The following is a 12,794-nucleotide window of genomic DNA, read 5'->3' as shown; positions in this document are numbered from 1 at the left end:
GCGCCCGGGGTGTCAGTTTCCAAGATCACCTTGTACCATCCCGGGGTGCGTCGTTCTTGGCTGCTCGCCTTCCTCGCCTTCTTCCTCGTCTTCGCGGCGTGGGGCGTGGCTGCGCCGTTCGACGGACCGGCCGACGAGGTGCAGCACAGCATCCGCGCGGCCGGCGTCGGCTCGTTCGAACCCGGGCAGATCTTCGCCGAGCCACGCACCGTGCCGGACGCGTTCGGGCGCCCCGGCATGGGGGCCTACCAGCGGGTTCCCGTCGGCCTCGACGCGCACGCGGTCTGCTGGGGGTTCGACCCGACGAAGTCCGCGGCCTGCGAGAAGGGGCTCAGCGGCGGCCCGATGACCGAGGTGAGCACCAGCGCCGGCCGGTACAACCCGCTGTTCTACCTGGTCGTCGGCCCGCCGCTGCGGTGGATGCCCAACTGGGGCGGCCTGGTCGTTGCGCGCCTGCTCAACGGCGCCATGTGCGCCGCGCTGCTCGCCTCGGCGTTCCTGGCGCTGCGCCGCTGGTCCCGCTTCGGCCTGCCGGCCACCGCCCTGCTGTGCGTCGCCACCCCGATGCTCGCCCACCTGGCCGGCGGGGTGAACCCGAACGCCCTGGAGATCGCGGCCGGGATCGCGTTCTTCGCCGCGGGCATCCCGCTGTTCCTCGAGCCACCCGACCCGTTGAAACGGCCGCTGGTCACGCTGCTGGGAATCTCCTCGGTGCTGCTGCTGACGCTGCGCTCCGGCGGGCCGGCGTGGTTCGCGTTCGGCCTGCTCGCCCTGGCCGTGCCGCTGCGCTGGGCCTGGCTGAAGGAATGGTGGCAGGTCACCCGGGTCAAACTCTGGACCGCCGGCATCGTCGTGGCCGGGCTGCTGTCCGCGACCTGGATCGTCGTGATGCGCACCGGCGAGCTGGTCCCACCACCGCCCGGCCTGTGGGACTACACCACCGGCGAGGCGATCACGCAGTACATCGACAGCTGGTACCAGCTGCTCATCGGCATGATCGGCGTGGCCGGCTGGTTCGACACGAAACTCTGGAGCCCGTTCTACCTGATCTGGGCGATGCTCGTCGGCGGCGTCGTCATCCTGGGCGGCCTGGTCGGCGGCTGGGTCACCAAGTGGCGGTACCTGGTCTTCCTCACCGGCGGCGTGCTCCTGCCCGGCGTGCTGCAGGTCAGCCAGGCCAACGTGACCGGCTTCATCACCGGCGGCCGGTACATGCTGCCACTGCTCGCCGGGATGCCACTGCTGGCCGCCTGGGTGCTGGAGCGCAAGCTCTTCGACGCCGCGCAGGTCCGGTCCTTGGGCCGCACGTTCGTGCTGTTCCTGCTGCCGGTGCACTTCGCGCTGCTGGTGTTCGCGATGGTCCGCTGGCAGCGCGGGCTGGCCCCGGACGCGGGCCTCGGCTGGTTCAACCCCCTGGCCGGTGACTGGCACCCGCCGACCGGGTCGGTGCTGCCGCTGCTGCTCATGGTCGCAGGGCTGGCCGTGACCGCGGTGATGATGTGGCGTACGCCGTCGCCCGCCCCTGATGCCACCGCGTCGGCGGAAGTGGCGCCGCCAGCGGTGCCCGAGGCCGACCCGGAGCCGGCCGCTCTCTGACAGCATCTCGTCTCTGACAGCGTCTCGGCCGCGGCTTTTGCGGCGCAAATCGCACAAAAGCCTCATGGGCGGGTCGATCGACTCGGCGTTCGCACCTCGTTGCCGTGATGGTGGAACTTTGGTGGGCGCCCAGGCTCAGTGAGTTTCCACAGTCGCGGGAAGCTCACGAAGTGGCTCTTCGAGCATCGGGTGCCGTCGGTCGTCTCGGCGGTCGGGCGCGGGTGCTTGACGGATGCCATCCCCGGGTCCGTTCCCGGATTGGCGGTCGAGGATCGAAGTCGTCCCATGGTCGCCCGGCGACTGGTCGTCAGGACGCCACCCGGTCCTTCACAGATCGTGCGAGAGGTCGCGAGGGACGTGGCGGATTGTGCGGCAGGTCGTCCAGCCCACCGCGCTGCGTCGCGAGGGATCGTGCGGCAGGGCGTGAAGGTGCGACGGGGTTCAAGGTGGTGAGCGTGGCCGACCCCCAACACCCCGCCGACCGGGTCGATGCCGGCGCTGTTGATGGAGCCGACGCCGCCGAGCCCGAGGCAACGGAGCCGACCCCGCCGTGCCCGCGTCAACGGAGCCGACCCCGCCGAGCCCGAGACAACGGAGCCGACGATGCCGGTCGAGCCGCCGCCGTGCCCGCGTCAACGGAGCCGGCGTCAACGGAGCCGGCGCCGACGACCGAGCCGACGCCGAACCCAAGCCGACGCCGATACCGACGCCGACGGAGCTGGCTCCGGCGCGGGGTGGCGGCGGTGGCGGTGGTTCACCTCGCGGCGGCGGGCTCCGGGGTGACAGCGGGATCGCCGGCCGGATCGGCAGGGACCGGCGCGTCGCCGCGGCGGTGCAGCCAGTACAGCGCGCCCGCGAACGCCGCCGACGACACCAGGCTGACCGCGAGATACGCCCAGTGCAGATTGTGGCCCTTCCACACCGCGGCGACCCAGATCAGCGCCCAGTACGCCGCCTGCACCGCCAGCGCGATCCTGGTGACCCACTTCGGCAGGACGCTGAACAGCACGCCGAGGCCGGCGAAGAGCAGCAGCATCGTCGCGTAGGAACCCTGGTGCAGGTGGGTGGTGGCGGGGCCGTACATGAGCAGGATCCACAGCAGCAGGGACGCCCCGGCGATGCCGAAGACGAGGCGGAGCCGGTCGGGGTCGGCGGCCTCGCGGACCCGTTGGCGGCCGCGGCGGGTGAGCAGGGCGAGCCAGGCGATGCTGAACACGCCGAAGCACAGGATCAGGTAGCGGAACTCCTCGTCGCGCACGATGCCGGTGCGGCCCTTGCCGATGAGGTGGTACTGCACGTTCTGCACGCCGAGGACGGTGGTGAAGTTGGCCGTCTTGTTGGCGATCGTGCCGCTGACACCATCGTCGCCGTAACGGGTCCGCAGCAGCTCGCCGAGGGGCCGCTCGTCGGGGAACGGGATGCCGGCGAGGTGCATCTTCAGCAGCCGGTCGCCGGGCGGGTCATACAGTCGTTGGTATGCCTGCCACGGGGCGAACATCAGCAGCGCGGCGGCGACCGCGACCACGAGCGACGTCCACGACGGCCGGTGCTTGGGCAGCAGCAGCGCGATGCCGATCGGCACCAGGGTGAACACGACGCCGCCGTGCGCGACCATCGCGGCGCCCGCGGCGAGGCCGCCGATGACCCAGCTCCACGGGCCGCGGCGGTCGAAGAACCAGACGCCGCAGGTGAGCACGACCAGCGCCGCCGGCAGCAGCTTCGGCCAGGTGAAGACGGAGTTGAAGAAGAACAGGCCGGTGCAGGTGCACACGGCGGCGACGAGCGCGAACGCCCGCGTGGACACCTTCAGCGCCCGCAGCAGCCCCCACAGCGCCGGCAGCCACATGGCCTGCAGCAGGACGGTGAGCACCTCGTAGCTCATGATCCGCCACGACCTCGACTCGGTCAGCGGTGCCTGCAGCAGCTGCACGCCGGACTGCAGCGGCGGCCGGTCGCTGCCCTGCCAGTCCCAGGTGATCGTGCGGGGGTCGCCGTGGTGGATGTTGTCGGCGAAGATCTGCGGCAGGATGTTGTCGCCGGTGAACCCGTTGAGGTGGCAGAAGGCGTTGACCGACCCGGCGCCCGCGCCGACGGTGCAGGAGAACGTGATCGCGGTGTAGGCGAGCGTCAGCAGCAGCATCAGCGCCAGCGGCGCGGCGACGTCGAGCCGGAGCAGGGCGGCGCGCAGGTGCTGGCGCGCGGCGATCCAGGCGGCCGAGGCGAGCGCCGCGACGGCGAACACGACGACGGCCACGTTGCCGAGCCAGTGGGCGCCGAAGAACGCCCACAGCACCACATAGCCGGACACGCACCCGACCAGCCCGGCGACGGGAACCACCAGGAACGCGGGGACGCGGTCGCGGCCGGCGAGGAGCAGCCCGACGAGGAGCCCCGGCGCGAGCAGCCAGAGCGCCTGCACGAGCAGGAGCGGCACGAGGAAGACGCTGGAGTGCATAGTGCGGGGAATGTACCTGAACCGCGGCGGGTCATGGCGCCACCTCCACCGCTTCTCACCTTCCGTATCGGCGAACCGCACCAGAGGTAGCGAAATACGATGGGTCGATGCGATGGGTGATCTACGGCGCGGGCGCCGTCGGGGGAGTGGTCGCGGGGCGGCTCGCGGTCGCCGGGCACGACGTGGCGGTCATCGCCCGCGGTGCGCATCTGGAGGCGATCCGCCGCGACGGCCTGACGCTGCGCCAGCCGTCCGGCGACACCGTGGTCAAGCTCGACGCGTACGAACACCCTGCGGACACGCACAAGGACGTCGTCGTCCTCGGCATGAAGGGCATGGACACCGAGGCGGCACTCGTCGCCCTCGAAGGCTGGGACGGCCCGATCGTCTGCCTGCAGAACGGTGTTGCCAACGAACGCGCCGCCCTGCGCCACTTCGCCGACGTCTACGGCGTCCACGTCATCCTGCCCGCCAGCCATCTTGCCCCGGGTGTCGTCGTCGCCCACTGCGACCCGGTCCCCGGCATCCTGGACCTCGGCCGCTACCCGTCCGGCCTCGACACGACCGCCGAGCAGCTCGCCGCGGACCTCGAGTCCGCCGGGTTCGTGTCCCAGCCACGTGCGGACATCATGCGCTGGAAGTACCGCAAACTCCTGCTGAACCTCGGCAACGCGGTCGAGGCGCTGTGCGGGCGGGTCGACGGTCTCGACGCGGCGGCCGGACCCGTCCAGGCCGAGGGCGAGGCCGTGCTGCGCGCCGCGGGGATCGACGTGGCGTCCGCGGAGGAGGACCGGCAGCGCCGCGGCGACATCATGCGCTGGCCCGACGCCTCCGCGAGGGCCGGCGGCTCGTCGTGGCAGAGCCTCGCCCGCGGCACCGGCACCGTCGAGGCCGATTACCTCAACGGCGAGATCGTGCTGCTCGGCCGCCTGCACGGGGTGCCGACCCCGGCGAACGAGACCGCCCGGCGGCTGGTCCAGCGGGCCGCGCGGCGGGGCGAGCAGCCCGGCAGCATGACCCCGGCGGCATTTCTCGACGCGGTGACGTTGAGCACGATCGACGGGCGGTGACGGGATCTGCGGGCAGGATCCGTCAGGTGGCTTCTGACGACCGGCTCGCGGCCGTGCTCTTCGACATGGACGGCACTCTCGTGGACAGCGAGAAGGTCTGGTCCGTCGGCCTGACCGAGCTCGCCACGCACTACGGCGGTGAGCTGTCCGCGCAGGCCAGGCACGCGATGGTCGGCAGCAACATGACCGACTCGATGCGGCTGCTGCACGACGACCTCGGCCTGCCCGCGAGCATCAGCACCGACGCGAGCGTCGTGTGGCTGGAGACACGGGTGAAGGAGCTGTTCCACGGCGGCGTCGAGTGGCGTCCCGGTGCGAAGGAGCTGCTCGCGGCGTTGCGTTCGGAGGGTGTACCCCTGGCGCTCGTCACCGCCACGCACCGGCACCTGGTCGACGTGGCGTTGCTGACGATCGGCGCGGACAACTTCGACGCGGTCGTCGCCGGGGACGAGGTGGACCGGACCAAGCCGCACCCGATGCCGTACCTGACCGCGGCGCGGCTCGTCGGGGCGACCGCGCCGCAGTGCGTCGCCGTGGAGGACTCGCCCAACGGGGTGCGCAGCGCCCGCGCCGCCGGCTGCGCCGTCCTGGCCGTGCCGTGCGAGGTGGACCTCGACCCGGAAGGCGTCACGCTGGTCGGTTCGCTGCTCGACGTCGACGTCGCCTACCTGCGCAAGCTGATCGCATAGCCGAAGGGGGCGCCGAGGCGCCCCCTTCGCGGAACAACCGTCAGTCGTGCGAGATGGCCTGCAGCACGTTGACCCGCGAGGCGCGGATCGACGGCAGCACCGCCGCGACCACCCCGACCAGCGCGGCCAGCAGCAGGTACGTCGCCATCTGGCTCCACGGGAACGCCAGCTTCGTGAAGCCGTCGTCCTTCAGCGCCCGCACCACCGCGGCGCCGAGTCCGGTGCCGACGGCGAGGCCGAGCAGCGCGCCGAAGGTGGAGATGACGACCGCCTCGACGGTCACCATCCGCATCGTCTGCGCCCGGCGCATCCCGATCGCGCGGAGCAGGCCCAGTTCGCGGGTCCGTTCCAGCACCGACAGGGCGAGGGTGTTGACGATGCCGAGGACCGCGATGAGGATCGCGAGCGCGAGGAGCACCTGGATCATCAGCAGCAGCTGGTCGAACTGCGCGGCCTGCGCGTCGACGAACTCGGCCCGGTTCGCGACCGACACCTCGGGGTTGTCGACGAGCAGCTGGTCGACCTGCTTCTGGATCGCGTCGACCGCGGTGCCCTCGCTGACCCGTAGGTAGCCCCAGGACGGCTGCGCGGTGCGGAAGTCCTTGACCACGTCGCCGGAGACCACCAGGCCACCCATGACGTCGCTCTTCTGGTACAGCCCGACGATCTTCACCTGGTGCGGCTCACCCCTGGTGAACTGCATGGTCATCGTCGAGCCGAGCGTCAGGTTGCGCTTCTTCGCGGTCTCCACGTCGACGACGGCCTGGTTGTCACCGGTCCACTGCAGCGTTCCCTCGGTCGCCTGGAGCTTGAACATGCCCGCGTAGGCGGCCATGTCCGGCGTCGCCGAGATGCCCCGGCCCTCGCCGTCGACCTGCGCGAAGTCCCAGTACTCGCTGGCCGCGCTGGACACGCCCGTCAGCTTCGCCGCGGCCGACATCACGGCCGGGTCGAACTTCGCCGGGCCGTTGTCGTCGCCGTCACCGGAGATGATCAGGTCGACCGTCACCTGCGTCGACGCCTGCGACGACAGGCTCTGCTTCGCCGAGGCGAGGATGACGTTGACGCCGGTGATCAGGGCCAGGCCGACCATCAGCGCGGCCGCGGTGATCGCGGTGCGCCGCGGGTTGCGGCCGGAGTTGAGCCGGCCCAGCTTGCCCGGCACCGACCAGGAGAACAGCCGGCCGAGCAGCGACACCACCGGGCGGGCCAGCAGCGGCGTGAGCAGCGCGACCCCGATGAAGCTGACCAGGACACCGCCGAGGATCAGCCACAGGGTGTTGTCGCCCTGCCCGGCCAGGCCGAGGCCGAGCATCGTGCCGCCGGCCGCGCCGATGAGCGCGCCGCTGACGGTGAGCTTGGTGAGCGGCCGGTCCGGGGTGGCGACCTCCTGCAGCGCCGCGATCGGGGGGATCCGGGCGGCCCGCAGCGCCGGCAGGACCGCGGCGACGACCGTCACCAGCAGGCCGACCACGAAGGCGCTGATCACCGCGGCGGCGGGGACGCCGACGCTGGCGAGGGCGACGCCGCTGACGTTGCCGAACACCCAGGCGAGCAGGACACCGACGCCGATGCCGGCGGCCAGGCCCAGGACCGAGGCGATGAGACCGATCGCGACCGCCTCGATGATGACGGAGCCGAGCGTCTGGCCGCGGCTGCCGCCGAGGGCCCGCATCAGCGCCAGTTCACGCGTCCGCTGCGCGACGATGATCGAGAACGTGTTCAGGATGAGGAAGGTACCGACGAACAACGCGACACCGGCGAACCCGATGAGGACGTTGTTGAAGAACGCCAGGCCCTCCCGGAACTCCTTGGTCGTCTCGTCCGTCAGCTGCTGACCGGTCTTGACCTGGAACCCGGCGGCCTCGCCGCCGAGCGCGGCCGCGACGTCGTCGCGGAGCTTCTCGTGCGACACGCCCGCGGCGGCCTTCACGTTGATGCCGCTGTACACGTCCTTCTCGCCGAGCATCAGCTCCTGCGCGACCGGCGTGGTGAACAGCACCTCGAGGGAGCCGCCGAGGGAGTCGCGGTTGCCGCTGTAGCCGAAGATGCCGACGAGCTTGAAGACCTTCTTGCCGGGCTGGAGGGTGAGGACCCCGACGTCGTCGCCGACCTTGAGCCCACCGGCGGCCTTCGCTGTGGTCACGTTGACGACGATCTCGTTGTCGGCGGCCGGTGCGCGGCCCTCGCGCAGCTGCAGCAGGTCCGACGTGCCGGTCCAGTTCCCGCCGAGGCGCGGCGGGCCGAACGTGGTGACGACCTTGCCGTTCTTGCCGATGACCCGGGCACCGTCGGCGCTCGCGTCACCGGTGACGCTGGCGACGCCGGGCACCGCGCGGACCTTGTCCAGCGTCGCGGCCGGGATGTTGCCCTGCTGCGACGGGCCGAAGTCCTGGTCGCCGACCTTCGGCTTCTGCGTGACGTTGACGTCGGTGCCCTCGTACACGGAGGCGAACAGGCTGTCGAAGGAGCGGCCCATCGTGTCGGTGAGCACGAACGCCCCCGACACGAACATCACCCCCAGCACCACGGCGAGGCCCGACAGGACCAGCCGCAGCTTGCGGGAGAGCAGGCTCTTGAGTGTGGCGCGCAGCATCGTCAGACCGCCTTGTCGAGGCGCTTGAGACGGTCCAGGACGGCGTCGGCGGTCGGCGCGTACAGCTCGTCGACGACGTGCCCGTCGGCGAGGAAGATGACCCGGTCCGCGTACGAGGCCGCGTTCGGGTCGTGGGTGACCATGACGATCGTCTGCCCGAAGTCGCGGACCGAGTTGCGCAGGAACGACAGGACCTCCGCGCCGGAGCGCGAGTCGAGGTTGCCGGTCGGCTCGTCGGCGAAGATGACCTCCGGCCGCGACACCAGGGCCCGGGCGCACGCGACCCGCTGCTGCTGACCGCCGGACAGCTGGCTCGGGCGGTGCTTGAGCCGGTCCCGCAGCCCCACGGTGTCGATGACGGTGTTGAACCAGGCCGGGTCCGGCTTCCTGCCCGCGATCGACAGCGGCAGCAGGATGTTCTCCTCGGCGGTCAGCGTCGGCAGCAGGTTGAACTGCTGGAAGATGAACCCGACCTTGGTGCGGCGCAGGTTCGTCAGGCCCCGGTCCGACAGGCCGGAGATCTGCGTGTCGCCGATGTAGACCTCGCCGCGGGACACCGCGTCCAGGCCGGCGAGGCAGTGCATGAGCGTCGACTTGCCGGAGCCCGACGGGCCCATGATCGCGGTGAAGCGGCCCTTCTCGAGCTCCACCGACACGCCGCCGAGCGCGTTGACCTGCGCCTCGCCGGTGCCGTAGACCTTCCATACGTCGACCGCCTTCGCGGCCACCTCGGTGCGCGTCGCAACCGATGCAGTCATGATTCCCCCTGGTGAATGGTGTGCCTTCATCCTCGGGGCGGATCACGGCCGTCTCGTCCGCCCGCAGGGCGAGCTGACCACCGGTTTTTCGCAGGGGAATGGCCCGGAGCGGATCTCAGGGTCAACCCCTAGCCCGCATTCTCAGCGTTCACAGAAAGGTGCCCGGAAATGCGGATCGCCGGCCGGGGACGACCCCGACCGGCGACCTTTGTTGCGGGTTTGACTATTCGTATGCGATGGCGTTGAGCACGTTGAGCCGCACCGCGCGGATCGCGGGGATGAGCCCGGCGACCGCGCCGACGACGACCGCCCCGATGATGTAGGCGATCATGTACCCCCACGGCAGGGTGACCGCGCCGAAGCCGATCACCGACTTGAGGGCGGTGACCGTCGCCGCGCCGAGCCCGGCGCCCACGATGAGCCCGAGCACCGTGCCGAACAACGTGATCACCACGGACTCGATCGTCACCATCGACCACGTCTGCCGGCGTCGCAGCCCGATCGCCCGCAGCATGCCCAGCTCCCTGGTCCGCTCGATCACCGACAGCAGCAGCGTGTTGATGACCCCGAGCACCGAGATGCCCAGCGCGATGAACAGCAGCACCTGCACGATGATGAGGGCCACGTCGAACTGCTGCTGGCTGGAGCCGACGAGCTCCTCCTTGGTTTGCACACTGACCTCGGGGTTGTTCTTCAGCACCCCCTCGATCGCAGTCTTCGCGTCCTGCACCGCCACCCCGTCCTTCGCCTTCACCAGGGCCTGGATCGGCTGCGGGAACGCGAACCCGGTCTGCGCGTCGGTGTTGGAGACCACGACACCGTTGCCGTTGACGGTCGAGTTGGTGATGCCGACCAGCGTCAGCGTCTTCGTGCCGCCCTTGGCGAACGTCACCTGGATGGTGGTGCCCACCGTGTACTTGCGGTCCTTCGCCGTCTTCTCGTCCGTCGTGAACTCGCCGCTGTCGATGTGGTCGATGCGGCCCGCGACGGCGTGCAGCTTCAGCACCGTGATGACGGCCGGCACGTCGTCGTAGGCGAGCACGAAGTCCTGCTTGCCGTTCAGCGACACGGTGTCGTAGGTGACCGACGCCACCGTCTGCAGCTGCGGCAGCGCCTTGATCTGCTTGAGCTCGTCGGGCTGGATGATCGGCGGCACGTCGGACGTCTGCTGACCGTAGATGATCAGGTCGGCCTGCAGGTCCTTCTCCACCGACTCACCGATCGCGGTCGACAGCGACGCGAAGATCGTGCTGATCATCGTGATGATCGCGATGCCGACCATGACCGCGCCGGCCGTGATCGCCGTGCGCCGCGGGTTGCGCGACGAGTTGCGCCGGCCCAGCTTGCCCGGCACCGACCAGGAGAACACCGCGCCGAGCGCGGCGACCAGCGGCCGGCTGATCATCGGGGCGAGCAGCGCCACCCCGATCAGCGTCAGCAGCACCCCGCCGAACACCAGCAGCAGCGTCGCGTCGCCGGCACCCGCCAGACCCCACGACAGCGAGCCGATCCCGACCGCGGTGACGACCCCGCCGACGATGGTGATCCCGGTCAGCGGCTTGTCTGTGGCGGCCGCGTCCCGCATCGCCGCGATCGGCGCGACCCGGGCCGCCTTGATCGCCGGCAGCACCGCCGAGATCATCGTGACCAGGATGCCGATCGTGAACGACGTCACGATCGCCGCCACCGGCAGCCCGAGCCCCGCGGAGTCCATCTTCGCCAGGGACGTGAACGCGCTCGCCCCGAGCGCGCCGAGGCCCATGCCGACGAGGAACCCGAACAGCGACCCGACGATGCCGATGAGCAGCGCCTCGATCAGCACCGACCGGATGATCTGCCAGCGGCTCGCGCCCATCGCCCGCAGCAGCGCCAGCTCCTGCGTGCGCTGCGACACGATGATCGAGAACGTGTTCAGGATCAGGAACACCCCGACGAGCAACGCGATCGTGCCGAAGCCGAGGAAGAAGTAGTTGAAGTACTTCAACAGGCCGCGGATCGCCTCGCTGGACGCCTTGGACAGCTCGTCGCCGGTCTGCACCGAGTACGACGGGCCGAGCGCGGCCTTGATGTTGTCGCGCAGCTGGTTGTCGGAGACGCCGGAGGCGCCCTTCACCTCGACCACGTTGAACACACCGGTCTCGCCGAGCATCACCCGCTGGGCGGTGGCCTCCGTGAACAGCACCGTCGTCTCGCCGGCCAGGGAGTCGCGGTTGCCCCCGTACTGGATGACGCCGACGATCTTGTACGTCTTGCGGGCCTCGGCCCGGGCGATGATGTCGACCGAGTCACCGACGGCGAACTTGGCCTGCTTCGCCAGCCCGTTGTTGATGACGATCTCGTCCGCCGCCTCCGGCGCCCGGCCGGCGATCAGCTTCGTCAGCTCGTCCTCGCCCGTCCAGCTGCCGCCGAACTGCCCGGACTGGCTGATCACCACCTTGCCGTTCTTGCCGATGACCCGGGCGCCGGTGACGAACACCTGGCCCGTCGCCGACCGCACCCCGTCGATCTTCTTGATCCGCTCGACGTCCGAGGCCGGCACCGGCAGGATCGCGGCGCTGTTGCCGGAGGCTTCATTGGCCGTCGCCGACTTCGCCGACACCTGCACGTCGGTGGAGCTGTAGATGTTGGAGAACACCTGGTCGAACGTGCGGCCCAGCGTGTCGGTGAGCACCAGCGACCCCGACACGAACATCACCGACAGCACGACGGCGAGGGTCGACAGGATCAGCCGGAGCTTGCGCGCCAGCAGGCTCTTGAGCGTCGCGCGCAGCACGGCTCAGCCCGCCCGCGGCGCGTCGGCGGCGCTCTCGACCTTGGCGTCCAGCCCCTTGAGCTTGTCCAGCACCGCGTCCGCGGTCGGCGCCAGCAGCTCGTCGACGACCTGGCCGTCGGCGAGGAAGATGACCCGGTCCGCATACGAGGCCGCATTCGGGTCGTGGGTCACCATGACGATCGTCTGCCCGAACTCCCGCACCGAGTTGCGCAGGAACGACAGCACCTCAGCACCCGAACGCGAGTCGAGGTTGCCGGTCGGCTCGTCGGCGAAGATGACCTCCGGCCGCGACACCAGGGCCCGCGCGCACGCGACCCGCTGCTGCTGACCGCCGGACAGCTGGCTCGGGCGGTGCTTGAGCCGGTCCCGCAGCCCCACCGTGTCGATCACCGTGTCATACCACTTCGGGTCCGCCTTGCGCCCGGCGATCGACAGCGGCAGCAGGATGTTCTCCTCCGCCGTCAGCGTCGGCAGCAGGTTGAACTGCTGGAAGATGAACCCGACCTTGGTCCTGCGCAGGTTCGTCAGGTCACCGTCGGACATCCCCGTCAACCGGGTGTCGCCGATGAAGATCTCACCGCGCGTCACCGAGTCGAGCCCGGCGAGCGTGTGCATCAACGTCGACTTGCCGGACCCCGACGGGCCCATGATCGCGGTGAACTGCCCGCGTTCCAGCTCGACGCTCACCCCGTGCAGCGCGATGACCTGGGCCTCGCCGCTGCCGTACACCTTCCACACGTCCACCGCGCGGGCGGCGACCGCCTGCCCGGTCGTGACTGTCGTGGTCACGCTCGATCCCCCTCTGGTTTCGTGAATGTCCTCACGCTACGGGGTGATCGAGGGTGTGCCGTCCTCCC

8 protein-coding genes are annotated in these 12,794 nt (G+C 70.4%); 3 read left to right on the top strand and 5 right to left on the bottom strand.

Annotation, left to right across the window (positions count from 1 at the left end):
* The first annotated feature begins 45 nt into the window (after positions 1 to 45).
* Positions 46 to 1,596: a DUF2142 domain-containing protein gene (locus AB0K00_RS32975; RefSeq protein ID WP_363528384.1), complete on the top strand. Its 1,551-nt coding sequence runs from the start codon at positions 46 to 48 to the stop codon at positions 1,594 to 1,596.
* A gap of 754 nt (positions 1,597 to 2,350) precedes the next feature.
* Here the strand turns inward: AB0K00_RS32975 and AB0K00_RS32970 are convergent.
* Positions 2,351 to 4,051, bottom strand: coding sequence for a hypothetical protein (locus AB0K00_RS32970; protein WP_363528381.1), 1,701 nt, complete (start codon positions 4,049 to 4,051; stop codon positions 2,351 to 2,353).
* A gap of 107 nt (positions 4,052 to 4,158) precedes the next feature.
* Here AB0K00_RS32970 and AB0K00_RS32965 point away from each other — a divergent pair, with 107 nt between their 5' ends.
* Positions 4,159 to 5,121 (top strand): 2-dehydropantoate 2-reductase N-terminal domain-containing protein, encoded by a 963-nt coding sequence (locus tag AB0K00_RS32965; RefSeq protein WP_363528378.1) that lies wholly within the window; start codon positions 4,159 to 4,161, stop codon positions 5,119 to 5,121.
* Positions 5,122 to 5,174: 53 nt separating this feature from the next.
* Complete coding sequence (locus AB0K00_RS32960) at positions 5,175 to 5,810, top strand: HAD family phosphatase (RefSeq protein WP_363528559.1); 636 nt, start codon at positions 5,175 to 5,177, stop codon at positions 5,808 to 5,810.
* A 40-nt stretch (positions 5,811 to 5,850) separates the two neighbouring features.
* Here the strand turns inward: AB0K00_RS32960 and AB0K00_RS32955 are convergent, their stop codons facing one another.
* The 4 genes from AB0K00_RS32955 to AB0K00_RS32940 form a co-directional block, all read right to left on the bottom strand.
* Positions 5,851 to 8,406: an FtsX-like permease family protein gene (locus tag AB0K00_RS32955; RefSeq protein WP_363528375.1), complete on the bottom strand. Its 2,556-nt coding sequence runs from the start codon at positions 8,404 to 8,406 to the stop codon at positions 5,851 to 5,853.
* A gap of 2 nt (positions 8,407 to 8,408) precedes the next feature.
* Positions 8,409 to 9,164 carry an ABC transporter ATP-binding protein gene (locus AB0K00_RS32950; protein WP_363528372.1) on the bottom strand — a complete coding sequence of 252 codons (756 nt, stop codon included), beginning with the start codon at positions 9,162 to 9,164 and terminating at the stop codon, positions 8,409 to 8,411.
* Positions 9,165 to 9,387: 223 nt separating this feature from the next.
* Positions 9,388 to 11,937 carry an FtsX-like permease family protein gene (locus AB0K00_RS32945; RefSeq protein ID WP_363528369.1) on the bottom strand — a complete coding sequence of 850 codons (2,550 nt, stop codon included), beginning with the start codon at positions 11,935 to 11,937 and terminating at the stop codon, positions 9,388 to 9,390.
* Between the two features lie 3 nt (positions 11,938 to 11,940).
* On the bottom strand, positions 11,941 to 12,726 hold the full coding sequence (locus AB0K00_RS32940) for an ABC transporter ATP-binding protein (RefSeq protein WP_363528366.1): 786 nt from the start codon (positions 12,724 to 12,726) through the stop codon (positions 11,941 to 11,943).
* Positions 12,727 to 12,794: the final 68 nt, after the last annotated feature.

This window comes from Dactylosporangium sp. NPDC049525 (assembly GCF_040676755.1).
GTDB lineage: Bacteria > Actinomycetota > Actinomycetes > Mycobacteriales > Micromonosporaceae > Dactylosporangium.
Note: the sequence above shows the minus strand (reverse complement) of the source record. Positions and strands in the feature narration are given on the sequence as shown.

Excerpts from the sequence above, each read along its gene's own strand:
- AB0K00_RS32950 (WP_363528372.1), bottom strand. The coding sequence starts at position 9,164 with ATGACTGCATCGGTTGCGACGCGCACCGAGGTGGCCGCGAAGGCGGTC.
- AB0K00_RS32970 (WP_363528381.1), bottom strand. The coding sequence starts at position 4,051 with ATGCACTCCAGCGTCTTCCTCGTGCCGCTCCTGCTCGTGCAGGCGCTC.
- AB0K00_RS32965 (WP_363528378.1), top strand. The coding sequence starts at position 4,159 with ATGCGATGGGTGATCTACGGCGCGGGCGCCGTCGGGGGAGTGGTCGCG.
- AB0K00_RS32955 (WP_363528375.1), bottom strand. The coding sequence starts at position 8,406 with ATGCTGCGCGCCACACTCAAGAGCCTGCTCTCCCGCAAGCTGCGGCTG.